This is a genomic window from Leptospira yasudae (assembly GCF_003545925.1).
Taxonomy (GTDB): domain Bacteria; phylum Spirochaetota; class Leptospiria; order Leptospirales; family Leptospiraceae; genus Leptospira; species Leptospira yasudae.
In genome coordinates this window covers 13,573-33,137 of record NZ_QHCU01000002.1, presented here as the reverse complement: position 1 = coordinate 33,137, position 19,565 = coordinate 13,573, and the positions used below count along the sequence as shown (strand labels likewise).

The window sequence follows — 19,565 nt, the reverse complement described above, 5'->3', positions numbered from 1 at the left end:
GAATTCAAAATTTAGAATGTAGTATAAAAAGGACATTTCTTGAACCAGAATACGAATCATAACAGTTCTACGGAGCCGGTGATCGACGTCAAAAACGTGGTCAAACGTTTTAAAAACACGGTCGCGGTCAACGATCTCAGTCTTCAAATCGTTAAGGGAGAATTTGTCGCTCTGCTCGGGCCGAACGGCGCCGGTAAAACGACCTTGATCGAAATGTTGGAAGGAATTCAAAAACCGGACGGCGGCTCGATCTCGATTCTCGGAACCACTTGGAAACAAAGCGAAACATTTCTTCGATCCAAGATCGGTTTGGCGCTTCAAGAAACACGCTTTATGGATCGGATTACGGTTCAGGAAACCCTCGATCTTTTCGGAACTTTTTACAAAAGCACAAAGGAAAGAATCAACGAGATTCTCGAATTGATCAATCTAGAAGAAAAACGAAAAGCGTATGTCAGCAATCTTTCCGGCGGACAAAGGCAGCGGCTTGCGCTCGGAGTTTCCATATTAAATTATCCTGAAATACTTTTTTTGGACGAGCCCACGACCGGACTCGATCCAGGAGCGAGACGGGACGTTTGGAAAATTCTCGATCGTCTTCGAGAAAACAAAACCACGATGATTCTCACCACACATTACATGGAAGAGGCGGAGACTCTTTGCGAACGGATCATCATCATGGATAAGGGAAAGATTTTGGATCAAGGAACGCTTTCCGATCTTCTCGGCAGAACGGACGGAGGAGAAATCATCCGTTTTTCCATGGAAGACGGTTCCAATCCGGAATCTTGGATTCCCGAAAAAGGAAGATATAAATTTTTCTGGGATCAAGCGAAGTCCGAAGCTCGAATTTATGTTTCCGCGATCGCGGATTATCTTCCCGGGTTGATGCAGGCGATCGGCGCATCGGGTAAAAAATTAAACACGTTGGAATGTCATAAAAAGACGCTGGACGATCTTTTTTTGAGTATGACCGGAAGAGGGTTGGAAGGATGAAACAGATATTTCAATTGGTCAGCATTCAGCTGAAGGAATTCTTCAGAGAACCCGGAATTTTATTTTGGGCGTTTTTATTTCCGATCGCGATGGCCGGAATTCTCGGAGTCGCTTTTGCGGGACAGGGTTCGGAAGAAGTCAAAATCGCAGTATTAGAAAATTCTTATCAACTTGAAGAATTAAAAACGATCTTGAGTTCGAACGGATCCCAAAGCGCAAACAAAGAATCACCCGAAACGAATTCTCACACTGCAAATCCGGGATCTTTACCTTCCGTCCGATTTTTGATTCTTTCCAAAGAAGATGCTATCCGCGATCTCAAACGCGGGAAGCTGAACGTAATCGTCGAACGAACTCAGGATGGAGCGGTTCATTTTTCCTTTGACGGAGAAAATCCGAACGGACAGAGAGATTATCTTCTTTTGCTTTCTAAGATTCGATCGAACGAAACCGGTTTCGTATCCAAGATCGAACGAATGGAATCCAAGGGAACGAGATACATCGATTACTTAGTTCCCGGTATGATCGCGATGGGAGTGATGAACTCTTGTCTTTGGGGAGTCGGTTGGAATTTGATCGAGATGCGGATGAAAAAGCTTTTGAGAAGAATGTCCGCAACACCGATGAACAAGTTGTATTTTCTTCTCTCTTTCTTTTTTACGCGATTGATCGTGACTGCGGTAGAATCCGCGATTTTGCTCGGCTTTACGCTTTCCACGTTCGAGAATGCGTTGGAAGGATCGATCGGGGCCGCGGTTTTGGTCTATCTTTCCGGCAACTTTGCATTCGCTTGTATCGGAATGTTCGTCGGATCGAGAGCGGCCGGTTCACAAGTCGGAAACGGTCTCGTGAACGCGGTGACCTTTCCGATGATGGTTCTTTCCGGAATTTTCTTCTCGTATCAGAATTTTCCGGAAGCGGTTTTGCCGTTTATCAGAAATCTTCCTTTAACGTTGATGGCCGATTCGTTGCGTGCGGTTTTTATCGAAGGAGCGGGATTCGCTTTCGTTTTACCGGCGGTGCTTTCGCTGTTTGTATATGGTGTGATTTTTCTTTTTGCGGGAATCAGAATTTTTCGCTGGTCTTGATCACTGCGGATTAAAAAGTTTCAGAGATGCTTTCTTCTTTTCTTCGACAAGCCGCTTATTCGACGTTTCTGAAACCGTTCTTTCATTCTCTGGATCCCGAGACCGCGCACGATCTTGCAAAGACGCTGCTCGGAATCAGCAATAAGCTTCCCGGCATTTTACCTATGATCGAATTGACGACCTCGTATAAAAGCGATCGTTTAAAAACGAAGGTCGCGGGAATCGAGTTTGAAAATCCGTTGGGAATGGGCGCGGGTTTTGATAAAACCGGAGAATTGTATCCCTTTCTTTCTCGCATGGGTTTCGGTCATATCGAAATCGGAACGATCACCGGCCAAGGCCAACCCGGAAATCCGAAACCCAGAGTATTCCGCTATCCGGAAGATCAAGCTCTCATCAATCGAATGGGATTTAACAATCCCGGCGCGGACTTGGCTCAAGAAACGATTTCTTCCCAGAAAAAAAGAAAGATCCGCGGCATAAACGCAGGAAAGACGAAGATCGTTCCCGAAGAAAAAGCGATCGAAGATTACGTTTACACTCTGAAGAAGCTTTCACCTTACGGTGATTATGCGGTAATCAACATCAGTTCTCCCAATACTCCGGGGTTACGCAATTTTCAAAAACAGGAGAATTTCGTTTCTCTGATTCAGGGGATTCGAAACGGACTTGGGGAGAATTTTAAAATTCCGTTGTTCGTAAAATTTGCACCCGACATGGAAACGAAGGATTTGGAAGCGTTGCTCGAAACCTCTTTGAGTTTGAAATTGAACGGAGTGATTCTGACGAACACTACGATCGATAAATCCTCTCTGAAACGATATCCGAATGTGGAAAAGGAAGGCGGGCTTTCCGGAGCTCCTTTAAAAAATCGATCCACGGAATTCGTTCGAGTCGCTTATCAAATTTTAAAAGGTAGAATTCCGATCATCGGAGTCGGCGGTATCGACTCGGGAAAAGCGGCGCTTGAAAAAATTCTCGCAGGCGCTGATTTAATTCAGATCTATACCGGTTATATTTATCAAGGGCCTTTTTTACCTTTAAGAATTCTCGAATTTTTGGATCAGTTCCTAAAAAAACAGGATCTAAAATCGGTGTCGGATTTGGTGGGAAAGGAAAAAGAGTTTCGTTTCGATTCGAAATAGGTTGTGATCGTTCCCGAATTCTTTCCTTTTGATTGAAATAAAGAACGATAAGCGAATTGATTGTTTTAGAATATTAGGGCTTTCTAAAAGACCGTCAGGAAGAAAGGAATATGTTGGGAAGATCTTTAGTAATAGTTTCGATTGTCTGTTCTTTGATATGGGGTTGTCCCGGAAAGGGAGACGACGACACCTCCAAAAACTTACAACTTCTTTTGGGTCTTTATGCGATCAACGAAGCTCTTTATTATTGCGACCCCGCCGAAAACGTCCGCACCAGCGGAAGCGCACCGAACTTCAGCGTTTCCACTTCCACTTTGAGCCAAGTCCTATTAACGGAAAGCGGCGCTTACGCGGATGGAGGAACGGCATATCTGGTTGGTACGGTTAAATTTCCCGGAATCGGAAAAAACAATCCGATGGGAATCGTTTATACGGAGCAAAATCACGCGTTCTCTTCCAATCCGAATCGTTTTATTTATCCTCTTTGGGAAACTGCAGCGGGTAATTTAATCCAAGATAGCGGTAAAAGCGAATCCGCCGGATATCGTTCCGCTGCGACCGCGTTTCCCATCGGCGCGACGCCTGGATATTACGCTCCAAGTTCTGGATATAATAACTTTACAACGAATCTCCTAGGAACCGATTTTATTTTACCGAGCATTCCGAGTCCGCCGATCACAACTCGAAGAATCACGAACAATACGGTTCAAACCTGTGAAGAATATAAATTTCGTGCGGAACCGAACGGAATTTTCGGAAGCGCGACTTCCGGTTTGAGTAAGGTTTGGCAATCTCGCAAGAAGTTGAACATCAATCTGATCTTTATTCCGGGAGCCGTTACAACGCCGACTACGGCTGCGATGGCGACGATGATTCAAACCGTAAAAGACATTTATGCGCAGAACACCGTAAAGATCGACGTGAGTGTAACCGCATCGCTTGCAGCTGCGGGTGCGTCGTATCTTACGATTGCGAATATCACGGATGATTACGGAGACGTCGCTAATTCATTAGGATCTCTTTATAGAAATAATCCTTCCGGCGTTCAGGACGCGAATTCTTTGAACATCTATATCACTCGAGATTATACCGTTTCGAGCAGCGCACCCGCAGGCATCTTAGGAATCTCTTCCGGTATTCCCGGAATTCCGGTGGCCGGAACTCCGAAATCGGGAATGGTGGTGTTTATCGAAAATCACAGAACCGCTTCCGGTTGCGGAGCGGTAGGCTCCGATTTAACTTGTTCGGCCGATCAAGTTTTTCTCGCAAAAACGATCGCGCACGAAGGTGCGCACTTCTTAGGTCTGTATCATCCTGTGGAAAAGGACGTCATCAAAGGAAGATACACTTTGGATCCTTTGCCGGAAACCCCGGAATGCAGAGATCAAAACGGAAACAATCTCGTAGGTTTGGGAGAATGTTTAGGGGACGGATTTTTCAACAGCGGGGGACTCAATCTTATGTTTTGGGCCGGAAATCCGACGATCAATCAAACTCAATTAACCGGGGAACAAGGATGGGTGCTTCGTTCTCATCCTCTTGTATATTAAGAAAATGGAATTAACGGATCGGCTTATGAAACTCAAAACCAACGACTTTATTTTTTCAATCACGTTCTTACTATTATGGATTTCTTCGGCGGTTCAAGCGCAAAACTTGGATCAAACTCAATACAATAAAATCAAAGAGATCGCCACACAAACCGGACATATCGACAAAGAAACCTTGATTCGCGAAATCTTTGCGATCAATCCGAATCCCCAGGAATATTTGATCGCGATTTCAAAAGATCCGGACTTGCGAGTGTATGCGATTTCTCAGATCAACGAATTGATCGCCGATTTCGGAGGAAATTCCGCAAAGAATCATTTGGAATCGACGATTTCGAACGAAAACGCACATCCTTCGATTCGAAATTCGGCCGCGTTCTCTTACGGTAAAACGTATTATTTTTTGGATAAGACTCAAGCGGAGAATTTTCTAAAACAGTATTCAACTCACGATCGAATCGGATCTTCGATTCAAAATACGTTGAAAGAACTTCGGTTGGGGAAAGTCAGTTCGATTCGTTTTTCCGATCGATTGAAAAAGGAAAGCTTGGATAAGCTGAGAGAAAATCAGAATTTCAGAAAAACCGGACCTTTCATAAAAAATCCTTAAAGGATTTCGATCGTAAAGGATTCGTAGAACGCGCTCTGATAAGCGTTCGTTAAAGATCGGTTTTGTTGAATTGCGGAGACCGATTTGAAAATCGATCGTAAAATCGAATCAAGAAAAATTCTTAGAAAGAACCGAATCTTATCTTCACGGAGAAGTTTCGTTCGAATTTCCTCCGCTTTGTCTGCAAATCCCCTTTTCTTTCCAATCCAATTTCCAATCGTTTGCGGAAGCTTCTTCCTTAAACAAACGGACGATCATTCCGGTGCACATATAACGGCTGTTATAGTCTGCGACCTCGTATTCACCCGCATAACGATACCAATGCGTTTCCAGATCGCTGCCCGCCATCGGTTCTCCGATCTTTAGGTTTTCGATCGTTTTTCCTTTCCACCGCTCGGATAACAGACCTTCTTCGATCAATTTCAGTGCGACTTCTTTATCGGGAGATTCTCTGCCCGGATCGGATAACACGATATTCTTACCGAAACCCAATTCGGAAAACAGCCAACCTTTTGTGCGAACAAAAACATAATTAGCGCCGACTTCGGTACGCGTTACGCTGCCATCTTTGCGCTTTGCAGTAACTAAGAATGGAAATTTGTATAAGATATCGACATTCGGTTTTGCGTTTTCGATAAGTACGGGTTCGCCATTGCTTTCGATAGATTGAATTTTATCGCCCGCATTCTTTTTTAGCCAATGAATTTGAACGTCTTTCTTCGCCTTTTCCTCGTCGGGAGGACCCGCTAGCTGCGCACCTAACACTACCGGTAGTAAAACGAGCAAAGCAGTTCCTGCTAACGCAAAGACATGTTTCATAGCCCCATAATTACAGTCTTCTTTTGGATCTTGTCAATGAAATTAAGTTGACCGGAGAATGGGAAAGCGAGAGACAAAGTTCGTTGAAACAAATTCATTTAATCAGACACGCTAAATCGGATTGGGAAACTGAGTTCAAGTCCGATCACGAAAGACCTCTTTCCGATCGAGGAAAGAAAAACGCTCGCACTCTTCGGAAGTATTTGGAAAAGATAGAATTCAAAACGGATCTATTTTTAGTTTCAGATTCTAAAAGGACTCTGGATACTTATAAGAGTATAACTAAGAATAGAAACCTGTCTTCCGAAATGATAGCAACAGAAGAATTATACGAATCCGATAGCGAAGACATTCTCGTGAAATTGAGAGAGTTGGACACTCGATTGGAGAATGTGGCTTTGTTAGGTCATAATCCCGGAATCGAAGAGATTGCAAATCGACTTATTCGAGGGACGGAAGACTTATCGCTTTCCGAATCCGTGTTTTATAAATTCCCAACCTCCGGCTTTCTAAGTATACAAGTGGAAACGGATTCATGGGAAGAATTGGGAAAGGTTCCGGGAAAAATCATTCGCTTCTGGGTACCGGGATGAATCGAGTCGGAGCCGATATTCTGCACACTCGTTTTTCTCAGGAAGAAATTTCGCAAAGAGTTAAAGCACTCGCTTCCGAAATTGCAAAAGATTATAAAAAACTAAATCCGATTCTGATCTGTGTTTTGAACGGTGGAGTCTTCTTTTTCACGGACTTGGCAAGAGCGATTCCTTTTTCCGTAGAGATCGATTTCATTCAAGCGAAGTCGTACTCCGGAACCGTTTCCACGGGAAGAATCGATTTGTTAAAAGACATCGGCGTCGACATCTCCGATCGTCACGTGATTCTTGTGGAAGATATTTTAGATACGGGATTTACGCTTCAATATCTCGTACGTCATATCTTTACCCGCAATCCGGCAAGTCTTGAAATCGTGACTCTTCTTTTGAAAGAAAGAAAAAACATCTTAGAATTTCCGGTGAAATATGTGGGCTGGAGAATTCCGGACGAGTTCGTCGTCGGCTACGGTTTGGATTTCGACGGAAAATACAGAAATCTTCCGGATATTCACGTATTGGAACCGGGCGATATTTCGGTTTAATTTTTAAGTCAGAATGCCGGAAATTTAACGGAACCGATTTATTTTTCTACGCTTTTCTTTCATTTCCGCAAGCGATTCGAGTCGATTCGCAAAGTCACGCGTATTCATTTCTGATTCGATTCATGTTTTTAACGAATCGTTAAAAAAAATGTTTTTTACTCCGTGATTCTTTCCTATTTTTGCACATAGGGCGTTTTATAAGAAACTATCGAGAGATTGTTTCCGAAACTAGAAGTAAACACAAAGAAATCAGCCGTAGGATACCCGTTAATGGAGCATCATTCCCTTTCTCTCTTAAACGATATAGCGTTGAGCATCATTTTCGCTACATTCTTTTCTCACATTGCCAGAGTTACGAAACAACCGTTGATTCTGGGTTATGTGGCCGGGGGACTTTTGCTCGGACCGAATTTGGGCTTCGGTCTTGTGGTCAACGAAGAGAGCATCGAGTTGATCTCGGAGATCGGTTTGATTCTTTTGTTGTTCATCATCGGTCTTGAAATCGACCTCAAAGAATTGGCTCGCATGGGAAAATCCATGTTCATTCTCGGAATCAGCCAATTCGTCTTTTGTGTATTATTCGGTCTTTTGTTCTTTAAAGGAATTCTCGCGGGTTCGGCGGGAAAGTTCGATCTTTTATACTTTGCGATCGCGCTCGCCATCAGTTCCACGATGATCGTCGTCAAACTTCTTCATGATAAATTCGAAGTGAGTACGATCGCGGGCCGGCTTACGATCGGGGTTTTGGTTCTTCAGGATATTTGGGCCATCATCTTTATGGGAGTTCAACCGAACTTACAAGACCCGCAGATTCTCAAGATTGCGGGATCGCTCGGAATCGGTCTGGTTCTTATCTGCGTCGCGTTCTTGATCAGTAGATTCTTTTTATCCAGATTGTTTCAAGCGGCGGCTTCCAAACCGGAGTTGATCCTGATTACTTCGATCGCGTGGTGTTTTTTACTCTGCGGGCTCGCGGAGCGCGCGGGGCTTTCCAAAGAAATGGGGGCTTTGATCGCCGGAGTCAGCATCGCCGCGTTTCCATACGGTGCGGACGTCATCGCAAAACTTTCCGGAATTAGAGACTTCTTTATCACTTTGTTCTTCGTTGCCTTGGGTATGAAGATCCCGATTCCTTCTCTTCAGATCATTACGATTTCATTGATTGCGGTCGTCTTCGTCGTTTTCAGCAGAGTGATCACGGTCGCGACTCCGGTTTATTTTTCCGGCAAGGGTTTACGCGCGGGAATCGTAACCGGCTTGAATCTTGCTCAGATCAGCGAGTTCTCTCTGGTCATTCTCGCGTTGGGAATGGGCTACGGACATATCAGCAAAGAATTGGAATCCACCGTTTTAACTTCGATGATTCTTGCTTCCGTCGTTTCGACGTATATCATTCTTTTTAACGATCCGATCTCTCGATTCATTTTGAAGATGTTGGCGATCGTCGGACTCAAAGAAAAGGAAGAAGAGGATCGGACCGAGTCGGATATTACGGGACAACCGAAACGGGACATCGTCATTCTCGGTTATTTTAGAATCGCGCAGGGACTTTTGGAAGGAATCGAACGAGAGAAACCGGAATGGCTGAATCGAATTCTTATCGTGGACTTCAATCCAGTGTTCCGTCAATCTTTGGAAGCGAAAGGAATTCGCTGGGCATACGGAGATCTTGCGAACCCGGAAACTCTGCATCACTTGGGAATCGAAGACGCACGTTATGTGATTTGCACGATTTCCGATATGATTCTGAAAGGGACAACCAACAGAAGACTTTTGGAATCTCTCAAGGCGATTTGTCATCATACGCAACCGTCGATCATTCTTACCACGGACGACGTGCAAGAGGCCGAAGTTTTAGTGGAAAGCGGCGCGGCTCACGTGATCGTTCCGGGTAGAATCAGCGGTATGTCCTTATTTAAAGAAATGAAAACGATCGTGGATCATACAAAGAACGGAGTCGAAAAATCCGTGATTCAAGCGATCTCATCGACCGAATCCAAAAAGAAAAAACCAGTTGGGAAAAAGGCGACTTCCAAGTCTAAAGTGAAAGGGAAGTAAGAATTTTGGTTCGTTCGCCTTGTAATAAAATTTGCACGATGGATTTTGAAACCGGATTTTGCGAAGGATGTTTCAGAACCATCGAAGAGATCGGAAATTGGACGCGTTATTCCGATGCGGAAAGGGACGATCTCTATTTAAAACTCAAAGCACGCAAAGAAGAAATTCTCTCTAAGAAAAAACAGCTTCGCTAAGGCGAGGAATATTGATTCTTTTTGCAAGCAGAATTCGGCTGAATCGGTTTGTCGGAACAAATGTAGGAACTCCAACCGCACGTCAAAGAAGTTCTTTATAAATCTTTAATGTTTCGTCCGCGGCCTTCTTCCACGAGAATCGTTCGGCATTCTTTTTGCCTTTCGTAATCCAAGTTTTGCCGTAGTTCCGACCTTTTAAAAATTCCTTCAGAAGAATTTCGAGTTCCCGCGGTTGACCGGGGGAAAAATACGAAACGCTTTCCTGCAATATCTCCGGCAAAACGGTAGCGTTTGAAGAAACGACCGGACAGCCACAGGCTTGCGCTTCCAACGGAGGAAAGCCGAACCCTTCGTATTTGGAGGGAAAAATCAAAAGCCCAGCACAGGAATACAGACAACGAAGTTCGTCCAAAGACAAACGTTCCATGGGAAGAATGAATTCTTCGTAACCATCAACGTCGTTTTGCAGATAATCCGGAATTTTTCCGGAAGCTCCGCCTAACACCCATTTGGTTTTCAGAAGTTTGGAATCCCACAAAGGTTTTAGAACGTTCGCAACGAAATTCAAATTCTTATGACCTTTGCCGATTCCAACGCTGAGAAGATATCCTTCTTTGAGTTTATATTTTTTGAGGAAGGATTTCTTTTCGGATGCGGAAGCCGGATAAAATACAGACTCGTCGATCCCGTTGTGAATCACACGGATTTCCCGTTTCTGAAAATGAAAAACGGATTCCAAATCTTGAGCTGTGTATTCGGAGACCGAGACGATCTTTTTTGCAAAGAATTTCAATAAGCGAAATACCACCTGCATATAAACGCGTTTTGCAAAACCGGAATGAAACTCTTTCATCCGAAACGGAATGATATCGTGAATCGTTACGATCGATTTTTTCAAATACGGCAAAGGCGCGTTGAAGTGAGGAATGTCCAGAAGATCCATTCTCCCCATAAGAGGATGACCGAGAAACTCCTTCAGAGAATAAATCGGGGTAGAATACGATACGACCGGATACGAAAACTCTTTCGCTTTCGAAGAAGCCCCTGAATTTTTTTGTGTTTGATTCGAATTCGATTTTGCGACGTCGGTTGCGATTCGGGTTGCCTTGGAATTCTCATCCAAGTCGGACAAACTCGAAACCTCATGGCAGGGAATTCCTTCGTTGCGAATCGTTGTTACGTCCCCAAATAAATAGATCTCCAGATTTTCCTTCACCGCAGCGGGTCCGAGATGTTTTAGTAGGCCCCGGATTCTCATCCCGATTCCGGAATGTGCGATCATCCGGGCATCCAATCCGATCGCCAAATTGGCGTTGTTTGTTCCTTCTTTTTTTCGGATTCCCATGATCGGACAGGATTCACGTGCGTTGGAAATCTGCAAGAAAATGAAAATCCGATGGATGATTCCGAAGCCACTTTCGAGAATGGGAATAGATCCGAGATTCGAAAAAAAGAATACCGAAATTCTCCGAAAGGAATCTAATGAAAGACTCCCGGTGAAAAACGGGAAATTGAATGAAGAGAGTTTAACTTGGAAGATAACATCGTAAACATTCTAAAATCGATCGGAGAAGATCCGAATAGGGAAGGTCTTCTCGATACTCCGAAACGCGTAAAAAAAGCGTACGATTTTCTGACGTCCGGTTATCGCGCGGACATCACTAAGATCGTCAACGGCGCCATCTTTGAAGAACCCACCGACGGTATGGTTCTCGTGCGCGACATCGAAATGTATTCTCTTTGCGAACATCATCTTTTACCTTTTTACGGAAGAGCTCATGTCGCTTATCTTCCCAATAAAAAGATCATCGGGATCAGTAAAATTCCCAGAATCGTGGACGTGTTTGCCAGAAGACTTCAAGTTCAGGAACGTCTCACCGAACAGATCGCATACGCGATTCAAGACGTTCTCGAACCGCAAGGAGTCGCCGTCGTCATCAAAGCGAAACATCTTTGTATGATGATGCGCGGAGTTGAAAAACAGAACTCGGAACTTTTCACTTCCTGCATGTTGGGAGCGTTCAAAGAAAATATGGTGACTCGCTCCGAATTCTTAGATCTCATCCGCACCGGTTCCACCTAATCGCAGCGCCGAGGAGCAACGGTGTTGCTCCGAACGCGAGATTGAGGACTCGTGAAGAGCGAAGGCGAAGCACGAAGTCCTTAGATATCAATATAAACTGAATCGCGACTCAATAGAATGCAAACGTAGGTTGTAACCCTCGCGCTCATTTCAATTTCTGTGAAATGCAGAAATCCATTTCCCTTCCTCTTTTCCGCAATTTGGTAGACAGAGAAAAAAAAAGAAACATTCTTTACCGAATCCGGAGGAAGTCATGGCAAAAGAAAGAGTGGTTCCGCCATCCGCAGAATTTAAAAAGAACACGAATATATCTCTCAAAGACTATAAAAAACTTTATAAAGAATCCATCGAAAATCCCAACAAGTTTTGGGCAAGAGAAGCCAACCGATTGACTTGGTTTAAAAAGTGGACCAAGGTTCTCAGTCATGATTTTAAAAACGCAAAAGTAGAATGGTTTAAAGGCGGAAAACTGAACGTTTCCTACAACTGTTTAGATCGTCATATCGAGACCCCTCTCAAAAACAAAGCCGCACTCATCTGGGAAGGAGATAATCCTTCCGAATCCAGAGTCCTTACGTATTACGACGTTTATCGCGAAACGAATCGTCTCGCAAACGTTCTGAAAAATTACGGAGTAAAAAAGGGAGATCGGGTTCTCGTTTATCTTCCGATGATTCCCGAATTGGCTATTACGATTCTTGCATGTACTCGGATCGGTGCGATTCACTCGGTAGTATTCGGAGGATTTTCCCCCGAAGCGTTGCAAAGCAGAATCGACGATTGTAAACCGAAGTTGATCATCACGGCAGACGGAGGTTATCGCGGAGGAAAACCCGTAGAACTTAAAAAGAACGTGGACCTCGCTTTGGAGAAATCCAAAGAAAACGTAAAGACGGTGATCGTAGTTCGACGCACCGGAAACGAATCCGGTCTGACTTGGAAGGACGGTCAGGATTACTGGTATCATTTTTTGATGAACGATCCCGAACTTCCCGCGTATTGCAAACCGGAACCGATGGATGCGGAAGACCCTTTGTTTATTCTTTACACTTCCGGTTCCACGGGAAAACCGAAAGGAGTTCTGCACACGACGGGAGGTTATCTTCTCGGAGCGAATCTAACGTTTCATTACGTATTCGATATCAAGCCGGAAGACACGTATTGGTGTACCGCAGACATCGGTTGGGTCACGGGGCATTCGTATCTGGTGTATGGTCCTCTTTCCAACGGGGCTTCTTCCGTTATGTTTGAAGGCGTACCTTCCTACCCCGATGCGGGAAGATTTTGGGACGTCATCGATAAATACGGTGTGAATATTTTTTATACGGCTCCGACCGCGATCCGCGCTTTGATGAGAGAAGGACTGGAGCCGATTCAAAAAAGAAATCTGAGTTCTTTGCGTCTTTTGGGATCGGTTGGAGAACCGATCAACCCCGAAGCTTGGGAATGGTATTTCAAAAATATCGGAAAAGGAAAATGTCCGATCGTAGATACTTGGTGGCAAACGGAAACGGGATCGATCATGATTACCGCGTTGCCCGGCGCGATTCCGCAGAAACCGGGTTCGGCGACCTTGCCTTTTTTCGGAGTTCAACCCGTGCTCGTCGACAACGATGGAATCGAAATTACCGGAAAGGGAGAAGTCTCAGGCAATCTTTGTATCAAAGGGCCGTGGCCTTCGATGATGCGCGGAGTTTACGGAGATCCGAAACGATTCTTTGAAACGTATTTCTCCCAATTCAAAGGATATTATTTTACCGGAGACGGAGCGCGCCGAGATAAGGACGGTTATTATTGGATCACGGGACGCGTGGACGACGTGATCAACGTATCCGGTCATAGAATCGGAAGCGCGGAAGTCGAAAGCGCACTTGTCGAAAACAAGTCCGTCGCCGAAGCCGCGGTTGTGGGATTTCCGCACGACATCAAGGGTCAGGGAATTTACGCATACGTAACGGTGAAGGAAGGAGTTACGACCAACGACGCTTTGAAAAAAGATCTGATCGCAACGGTCGAAAAGATGATCGGCAAGATCGCAAGACCGGATGTGATTCACTGGGCGCCTGGACTTCCGAAAACGCGTTCCGGAAAAATTATGCGGAGAATTTTGAGAAAGATCGCTTCGGGAGAATTCGAAGGCCTCGGTGATACTTCGACTCTTGCCGATCCGTCCGTAGTTCAGAAGCTGATCGAAGACAAAAAGAAATTTCACAGCTGAAGGTAAAACGTCTGATCGGTCCTCAAAGAATCATTTGTCTCACGGAAGAAACGACCGAGCTTCTTTATATGCTCGGAGAAGAAGATCGCATCGTTGGAATTTCAGCGTATACGGTTCGACCTCTTCGAGCTAAAGAGGAAAAACCGAAAGTTTCCGCGTTTATCAACGGAAATGTGAAACGAATTAAGGATCTTCATCCCGATCTTGTCGTCGGGTTTTCGGATATACAGGCGAACCTCGCGAAAGATCTGATCGCCGAAGGCCTCAACGTTCTTATAACCAATCAAAGAACGTTAGACGAAATATTAGATACAATGCTGTTGTTCGGCTCGATCGTCGGAAAGGGAAGAGAAACACAAACCTTGGTCGACGGTTGGAAATCGAAGTTGGAAAGAATCAAAAACGAAAACAAATCGGAAAATCGACCGAACGTATTTTTCCAGGAATGGGACGAACCGATCATCACCGGAATTTCCTGGGTAAGCGAACTCATTGAAATCGCGGGCGGCAAGGATTGTTTCGCCGAACTCCAAACAAAGTCTTTAGCAAAGGATAGAATCATCACAGCCGATGCCGTGGCTGCGTCTAATCCCGACGTATATATCGGATCTTGGTGCGGTAAACCGATGAACTTTGAATGGGTTCAAAATCATCCCGAATGGCAAGCTACCAATGCGATCATCCATCGGAAAGTGTATGAACTTGATCCTTCGATCATACTTCAACCGGGACCGGCTCTTTTTGAAGAAGGAATCGATCAATTGGTAAAGCTGATCCATTCTTAATTTTTTTAAACGGCGATTTATTTTGCTTAACGGAGCGATATTCGAACTCATACGGATTCGCTCTTACGGAACAATCAAAGACAAAACGGATTATAAAATTCTTCCTAAAAAATCCGAAAACAGCAAGGATCGGGTTTTTAAAATAGAAGACTTGGAATACGATTAGGTTTATGGATCACTACGAAAAAATCGCGAACGCAATCCAGTTTATTCAAAAGCATGCGACTTCTCAACCGGAATTGGATGAAATCGCAAAGTCCGTCAACTTAAGCCCGTTCCACTTTCAAAGATTATTCACCGAATGGGCCGGAGTGAGTCCGAAACAATTTCTGCAATATCTGACTTTGCAAAACGCGAAGTCGATTCTTTCCAAACCGCAATCCACTTTGTTCGACGCCGCATTTGAAACCGGTTTATCCGGTACAAGCCGGTTGCACGATTTATTCGTAAAGATAGAAGGGATGACCCCGGGAGAATTCAAGAACGGCGGAGAAAAACTTCAAATCCGTTACAGCTTTCAGAAAAGCTCTTTCGGAAATTACGTCGTTGCCTCCACGGAAAAAGGAATTTGTAATTTATATTTTTATGATATTCCAAAGAGGGAAATAGTTTCCGAGCTGAAAGAACAATGGAAACAAGCCGATCTTACGGAACAAACCGACGAAAATCAGGATCGGGTCGTGCGATTTTTCGATCAGGCATTACCCGAAAAGGAAAAAATCCGCCTTCATCTGAAAGGAACGGATTTTCAGATCAAGGTATGGGAAGCCCTCTTAAAAATTCCGGAAGGGAACTTGGTTTCGTATGCGGACATCGCCGAATCGATCGGTCAGGAAAGCGCTTCTCGGGCGGTAGGAACCGCGATCGGTAAAAATCCGATCGGTTATTTGATACCTTGTCATCGCGTGATTAAAAGCACGGGAGGAATCGGAGAATACCGCTGGGGTTCCGAACGGAAAATGGCGATGATCGGCTGGGAGGCGAGTCAAACGAACCTTCGCTCTTAAATTTTTAAAATTCTATCGAAACGGTTCGGATATAGTTTTGGACAAAGGATAAGAATCGCGAAATCTTTGATTCAAGACCGATTGCCCTTAGGACTTTTTATGAATCGTTTGTTCGTTGCGTTTCTCATTCTTATTTTTACGTTTTGCAAAGTCGATTTTAACGAGAAGCCGAAGAAAGACGCTCTCGATTCTTGGATGGAAATCCTTCTGATATTGAGCTATCCATATTTGATCGATACGTGTGCGATCACTCCTGTTTCTCGAAGCGGACCGATTCCGCCCATTTCGCAAGGGTTTGGGGCGAGAGGCACTCGTACTGTTTCCGTTACCGCTCTGCCGAATCCGAGCGCTCCCCGAAACGTTTGCGTCTATTATCCGTCCGATCTATCCGCTAAAGCCCCGGTTCTATTTTTAATGCACGGCTTTAGCGCTCCTTCTGCGGAAGCGTACTTTCCGCTGATCGATTTCTACGTATCAAAAGGCTACGTCGTCGTGTTTCCGATTTATATATCCGACACAAGACCTCCCACAGAAAATTATAAATATATGTTGGACGGAATCAATTATGCCGTTTCACAATTTTCTAATATAATCGACACGACTCGAGTCGGTTATATGGGTCATTCCTACGGAGGAGGAGCGACTCCGTATTTGGCGCATCAGGGAATCGTTCAAAAAGGATGGGGTGGGAACGGCTCGTTCGTATTTCTTCTCGCGCCCTGGTATTCTTTTTCGATCACGAACGCACAGCTCGCTCAGTTTACGAATGCGACAAAAATGATCGTACAAATTTACGATAACGACAGCGTCGTCGACAATCGAATGGCGATCGACATCTTCAATCAAATCGGAATCGCGACCGCCGAAAAGGACTTTGAAATCGTTTATTCCGAAACGTACAACGGAACCGTTCTTGATGCGGATCATTATACTCCGATCAAAAATACGATCATCGGGTTAGGTGCGTTAGACGTTCTTGATTATTATGGAGTTTGGAGACAACTCGATGCACTTGCTACATATACTTATACAGGTTCAGCCGCGGCAAAGGACATAGCCTTGGGGAACGGTTCAACGAATCAAAAGAATATGGGCGTTTATCCTGACGGACGGGCAGTCAAAACGATGACAGTGACGGATGCACCGGCTCCGTTGCACCCAGAAAGTTTCTTTTACCAACCATTTTCGAGCTCAAACAATCCTAGATTGTAAATCTAAATTTCGAAACGATGTCAGAAGTTCATTCAGATAAAATATGAATTTGTCCTTTTATAATACGGTGATTTCATTTCGAAGTTAGAATCCAGTTTTCATTTACTTTAATCAAATTCTGTACACGTTTGGTCTATGTCCAAGCAGTCCATTGAATCCATTCGTAAGAAAGGAGAAGCGCTCACATATTATTCCAGAATGGGAATTATGATTATGATGCTTCTTTCCTTGGCTTCGAGTTTAAAAGCGCTTCACCCCACGATTCGAATCATCCATTCTTCCGCGGCCGCGTTTATGTTCGTCTACACGATCGTAGGTTTTATTATCTACAAAAAGTTCAACATATATCCGATCTTTCATAAGATATTCATTATATTCGATTCTCTTTTACTGAGCGCCACGATCCTTTTAGACGGAATGGTTTCGGCGGAAATCGTCGCCCCCGTTCTGAAAAACGCGATTCTCTATTCCGTATATTATTTTATCATCGCTTATTCCGGTTTACTGGGACGTCCGAATTTCGTGATCATCGTCGGTCTTTTTTGTTCCATCGGGTATTCGATCGGTTTGACGAACTCGGTTCTTCATGGGTTAAAGTTTTCCGAAGACAACACGATCAACATGACCCCGGGTTATGTAAAACTCAGCGCGGAAATCACGAAGATCATCTTCATGTCGAGCGTAAGTTTCATCCTGTATCGATTGATGAATCTTTTTGATAATTTGTATAAAGAGGCTTCTTCCTATTTTAAGGAGAATCGCGAATTTCTTACCAAGCTGGAGAATAACAGAAAAGTCATTCATACTTCCGCGGAAACCTTGGAAGTTTCCGTGAGTAATTTCTCCGAGTTTACGAGTTTGACCAGTGCGAAGATGGAATCGCAAGCCGCCTCGCTGGAGGAAGTGAATGCCGTGATCGCGTCTTTGGCGAAGGCTTCCGAAAACAATGCCGATTCGATCCGAATTCAAAACGAGAACTTGATCGAACTCAACCGGAATTCTCAGCTTCTTTTGGAATTGATCGCGAAAATTTCGGAACACTCCAAAGGCCTCGATACGATCGCGAAAGAAAGTAAAGCGGAGATGGATTTCGTGAAGGAATCCGTGGACAAGACGAGCGATTTCTTGAAGAACATCTCGAACTCGTTTCAGCGAGTCGACGAGATCAACCGGATTCTCGGAGAGATCGCGGATAAAACGAATCTTCTATCGTTGAATGCTTCGATCGAAGCCGCTCGTGCGGGCGCCGCCGGACGAGGATTTGCCGTGGTCGCTCAAGAAGTTTCCAAGCTCGCCGAGTTCACCGCGAACAACGCAAAGATGATCTCCAAGGTCGTCGAAGAATCTCTCGATTTTATCAAGGATGCAAACCGAGCTTCCATGGACACGGGACATCTTACCGAAAGCCAAAGCGTCAAGATCAACGTTACCGCTTCCAAGATTGAAGAGATGAATATTCTCTACGGACAAGGAACGGAGATCGTTCAAAACTTCGTTCGAAATCTCGAAAAGGTAAAGAGATTATCGGACGAACTTTATTATTCCACGGAAGAGCAGATGACCGGTCAGAAAGAAATGATGAAGGCGATGCTCGAATTGGAAAAAGAAGTAAACGAAATCACGCAGGAATCCGGCAAGATTCAGGATGGAGTTCTTCAGATCAAAACGCAATCCAGAGATTTGAAGGCTTTGAGCGTGGTCTAAATCCGTTTCGTTTGAATCACTTCCGATTTACAATTTAGGTCCGTTTTCCGAAACTGTCCTTGAAGAAATTACACTTTCTTTAGGAGAACGGACTCATGTCTCATAATGTTAAAGCGGCGATCATAGGTGGAACGGGACTCTATAGCCTGGATGGAATGGAGTTGATCGAAGAAGTTTATCCCGATACTCCCTGGGGAAAACCTTCCGATAAAATCAAGATCGGTAAATACAAAGGAAAACTCATCGCATTCTTACCAAGACACGGAATCGGACATTTTCTTTCTCCTCCGGAGGTTCCGAATCACGCGAACATCTGCGCGCTCAAACAACTCGGCGTGGAAGAAATCGTCGCATTCAGTTCCGTGGGAAGCTTAAGAGAAGAAATCAAGCCTCTCGACTTCGTTCTACCTTCTCAGATCATCGACCGCACTCGTTTTAGAAACTCGACGTATTTCGGAAACGGAGTCGTCGCTCATGCCCCTTTTGCGGAACCGTTTTCGCACAACCTCGGCAAACGAATCGAACAAACCGCAAAGAAGATCGGATTGGAAATTCATACGGGCAAAACTCTCGTTTGTATGGAAGGGCCGTTGTTCTCCACAAAAGCGGAATCGCATTTGTATCGTTCTTGGGGAGCGGACATCATCAACATGACCGTTCTTCCCGAAGCGAAACTCGCGCGTGAAGCGGAGATCGCATATCAGATGATCTGCATGTCCACCGATTACGATTGCTGGAGAGAAGGGGAAGAATCCGTTACCGTTGAAATGGTGATTGCGAACTTAAGCAAGAACGCGGAAACCGCAAAAAAACTTTTAGCGGAACTCATTCACGTGATCGGAAACGGAGACGATCTGACTTTGAAAAACAGCACTAAGTATTCTCTCATCACCGCTCCCGAAAAAAGAAATCCGGAAACCGTTAAAAAATTGAAGGTTCTTTTCCCCGAATATTTCTGATC

Annotated in this window: 18 protein-coding genes; 16 read left to right on the top strand and 2 right to left on the bottom strand. The window is 44.6% G+C overall.

Annotated features, from left to right (window positions below; genetic code table 11):
• Positions 1-39 precede the first annotated feature (39 nt).
• The 5 genes from DLM76_RS05285 to DLM76_RS05265 all read left to right on the top strand — a co-directional run bounded on the left by DLM76_RS05285 (position 40) and on the right by DLM76_RS05265 (position 5,389).
• Entirely contained in the window at positions 40-996 is a 957-nt protein-coding gene (locus DLM76_RS05285; RefSeq protein ID WP_118964593.1) for an ABC transporter ATP-binding protein, read from the top strand.
• Positions 993-2,084 carry an ABC transporter permease gene (locus tag DLM76_RS05280; protein ID WP_118964592.1) on the top strand — a complete coding sequence of 364 codons (1,092 nt, stop codon included), beginning with the start codon at positions 993-995 and terminating at the stop codon, positions 2,082-2,084. Before DLM76_RS05285 ends, DLM76_RS05280 begins: the two co-directional genes overlap by 4 nt.
• 26 nt (positions 2,085-2,110) lie before the next feature.
• Positions 2,111-3,229 (top strand): quinone-dependent dihydroorotate dehydrogenase, encoded by a 1,119-nt coding sequence (locus tag DLM76_RS05275; RefSeq protein ID WP_118964591.1) that lies wholly within the window; start codon positions 2,111-2,113, stop codon positions 3,227-3,229.
• Positions 3,230-3,339: 110 nt separating this feature from the next.
• On the top strand, positions 3,340-4,779 hold the full coding sequence (locus DLM76_RS05270) for a M43 family metalopeptidase leptolysin (RefSeq protein ID WP_118954567.1): 1,440 nt from the start codon (positions 3,340-3,342) through the stop codon (positions 4,777-4,779).
• Between the two features lie 25 nt (positions 4,780-4,804).
• Positions 4,805-5,389: a hypothetical protein gene (locus tag DLM76_RS05265; RefSeq protein WP_429946404.1), complete on the top strand. Its 585-nt coding sequence runs from the start codon at positions 4,805-4,807 to the stop codon at positions 5,387-5,389.
• A 144-nt stretch (positions 5,390-5,533) separates the two neighbouring features.
• On the opposite strand, the gene DLM76_RS05260 is transcribed toward DLM76_RS05265, so the two are convergent.
• A complete protein-coding gene (locus DLM76_RS05260) occupies positions 5,534-6,208 on the bottom strand; it encodes a hypothetical protein (protein WP_118964590.1) in 675 nt (224 codons plus the stop codon).
• Between the two features lie 47 nt (positions 6,209-6,255).
• Here DLM76_RS05260 and DLM76_RS05255 point away from each other — a divergent pair, with 47 nt between their 5' ends.
• The 4 genes from DLM76_RS05255 (at position 6,256) to DLM76_RS05240 (ending at position 9,595) form a co-directional block, all read left to right on the top strand.
• A complete protein-coding gene (locus tag DLM76_RS05255; protein ID WP_118964589.1) occupies positions 6,256-6,801 on the top strand; it encodes a SixA phosphatase family protein in 546 nt (181 codons plus the stop codon).
• On the top strand, positions 6,798-7,343 hold the full coding sequence (gene hpt / locus DLM76_RS05250; protein ID WP_118964588.1) for a hypoxanthine phosphoribosyltransferase: 546 nt from the start codon (positions 6,798-6,800) through the stop codon (positions 7,341-7,343). The genes DLM76_RS05255 and hpt overlap by 4 nt, the downstream gene beginning before the upstream one ends.
• A 270-nt stretch (positions 7,344-7,613) precedes the next feature.
• Positions 7,614-9,401, top strand: a complete 1,788-nt coding sequence (locus DLM76_RS05245) for a cation:proton antiporter domain-containing protein (protein WP_118954571.1) — start codon at positions 7,614-7,616, stop codon at positions 9,399-9,401.
• A gap of 5 nt (positions 9,402-9,406) precedes the next feature.
• Positions 9,407-9,595: a DUF1289 domain-containing protein gene (locus DLM76_RS05240; protein ID WP_118954572.1), complete on the top strand. Its 189-nt coding sequence runs from the start codon at positions 9,407-9,409 to the stop codon at positions 9,593-9,595.
• Positions 9,596-9,677: 82 nt separating this feature from the next.
• Here the strand turns inward: DLM76_RS05240 and DLM76_RS05235 are convergent, their stop codons facing one another.
• Complete coding sequence (locus DLM76_RS05235) at positions 9,678-10,940, bottom strand: glycosyltransferase family 4 protein (protein ID WP_118964587.1); 1,263 nt, start codon at positions 10,938-10,940, stop codon at positions 9,678-9,680.
• A 186-nt stretch (positions 10,941-11,126) separates the two neighbouring features.
• On the opposite strand from DLM76_RS05235, the gene folE reads away from it, so the two are divergent.
• From folE to mtnP, 7 genes are all read left to right on the top strand, one after another.
• Complete coding sequence (gene folE / locus DLM76_RS05225; protein ID WP_118964585.1) at positions 11,127-11,678, top strand: GTP cyclohydrolase I FolE; 552 nt, start codon at positions 11,127-11,129, stop codon at positions 11,676-11,678.
• Positions 11,679-11,931: 253 nt separating this feature from the next.
• Positions 11,932-13,896, top strand: a complete 1,965-nt coding sequence (gene acs, locus DLM76_RS05220) for an acetate--CoA ligase (protein ID WP_118964584.1) — start codon at positions 11,932-11,934, stop codon at positions 13,894-13,896.
• A gap of 11 nt (positions 13,897-13,907) precedes the next feature.
• Positions 13,908-14,681: a cobalamin-binding protein gene (locus DLM76_RS05215; RefSeq protein ID WP_118954577.1), complete on the top strand. Its 774-nt coding sequence runs from the start codon at positions 13,908-13,910 to the stop codon at positions 14,679-14,681.
• Between the two features lie 170 nt (positions 14,682-14,851).
• Positions 14,852-15,688: a bifunctional helix-turn-helix domain-containing protein/methylated-DNA--[protein]-cysteine S-methyltransferase gene (locus DLM76_RS05210; RefSeq protein ID WP_118964583.1), complete on the top strand. Its 837-nt coding sequence runs from the start codon at positions 14,852-14,854 to the stop codon at positions 15,686-15,688.
• A 99-nt stretch (positions 15,689-15,787) separates the two neighbouring features.
• The gene (locus DLM76_RS05205) at positions 15,788-16,900 is read left to right on the top strand and encodes a poly(ethylene terephthalate) hydrolase family protein (protein WP_118964936.1); all 1,113 of its coding nucleotides are present in this window, start codon (positions 15,788-15,790) and stop codon (positions 16,898-16,900) included.
• Positions 16,901-17,035: 135 nt separating this feature from the next.
• Complete coding sequence (locus DLM76_RS05200) at positions 17,036-18,604, top strand: methyl-accepting chemotaxis protein (protein ID WP_118964582.1); 1,569 nt, start codon at positions 17,036-17,038, stop codon at positions 18,602-18,604.
• 95 nt (positions 18,605-18,699) lie between these two features.
• Positions 18,700-19,563 carry an S-methyl-5'-thioadenosine phosphorylase gene (gene mtnP / locus DLM76_RS05195; protein ID WP_118954580.1) on the top strand — a complete coding sequence of 288 codons (864 nt, stop codon included), beginning with the start codon at positions 18,700-18,702 and terminating at the stop codon, positions 19,561-19,563.
• The last annotated feature ends 2 nt before the right edge of the window (positions 19,564-19,565 follow it).

Excerpts from the sequence above, each read along its gene's own strand:
- DLM76_RS05280 (WP_118964592.1), top strand. The coding sequence starts at position 993 with ATGAAACAGATATTTCAATTGGTCAGCATTCAGCTGAAGGAATTCTTC.
- DLM76_RS05275 (WP_118964591.1), top strand. The coding sequence starts at position 2,111 with ATGCTTTCTTCTTTTCTTCGACAAGCCGCTTATTCGACGTTTCTGAAA.
- DLM76_RS05270 (WP_118954567.1), top strand. The coding sequence starts at position 3,340 with ATGTTGGGAAGATCTTTAGTAATAGTTTCGATTGTCTGTTCTTTGATA.
- DLM76_RS05265 (WP_429946404.1), top strand. The coding sequence starts at position 4,805 with ATGAAACTCAAAACCAACGACTTTATTTTTTCAATCACGTTCTTACTA.
- DLM76_RS05260 (WP_118964590.1), bottom strand. The coding sequence starts at position 6,208 with ATGAAACATGTCTTTGCGTTAGCAGGAACTGCTTTGCTCGTTTTACTA.
- hpt (WP_118964588.1), top strand. The coding sequence starts at position 6,798 with ATGAATCGAGTCGGAGCCGATATTCTGCACACTCGTTTTTCTCAGGAA.
- DLM76_RS05245 (WP_118954571.1), top strand. The coding sequence starts at position 7,614 with ATGGAGCATCATTCCCTTTCTCTCTTAAACGATATAGCGTTGAGCATC.
- DLM76_RS05235 (WP_118964587.1), bottom strand. The coding sequence starts at position 10,940 with ATGGGAATCCGAAAAAAAGAAGGAACAAACAACGCCAATTTGGCGATC.
- acs (WP_118964584.1), top strand. The coding sequence starts at position 11,932 with ATGGCAAAAGAAAGAGTGGTTCCGCCATCCGCAGAATTTAAAAAGAAC.
- DLM76_RS05210 (WP_118964583.1), top strand. The coding sequence starts at position 14,852 with ATGGATCACTACGAAAAAATCGCGAACGCAATCCAGTTTATTCAAAAG.
- DLM76_RS05205 (WP_118964936.1), top strand. The coding sequence starts at position 15,788 with ATGAATCGTTTGTTCGTTGCGTTTCTCATTCTTATTTTTACGTTTTGC.
- DLM76_RS05200 (WP_118964582.1), top strand. The coding sequence starts at position 17,036 with ATGTCCAAGCAGTCCATTGAATCCATTCGTAAGAAAGGAGAAGCGCTC.
- mtnP (WP_118954580.1), top strand. The coding sequence starts at position 18,700 with ATGTCTCATAATGTTAAAGCGGCGATCATAGGTGGAACGGGACTCTAT.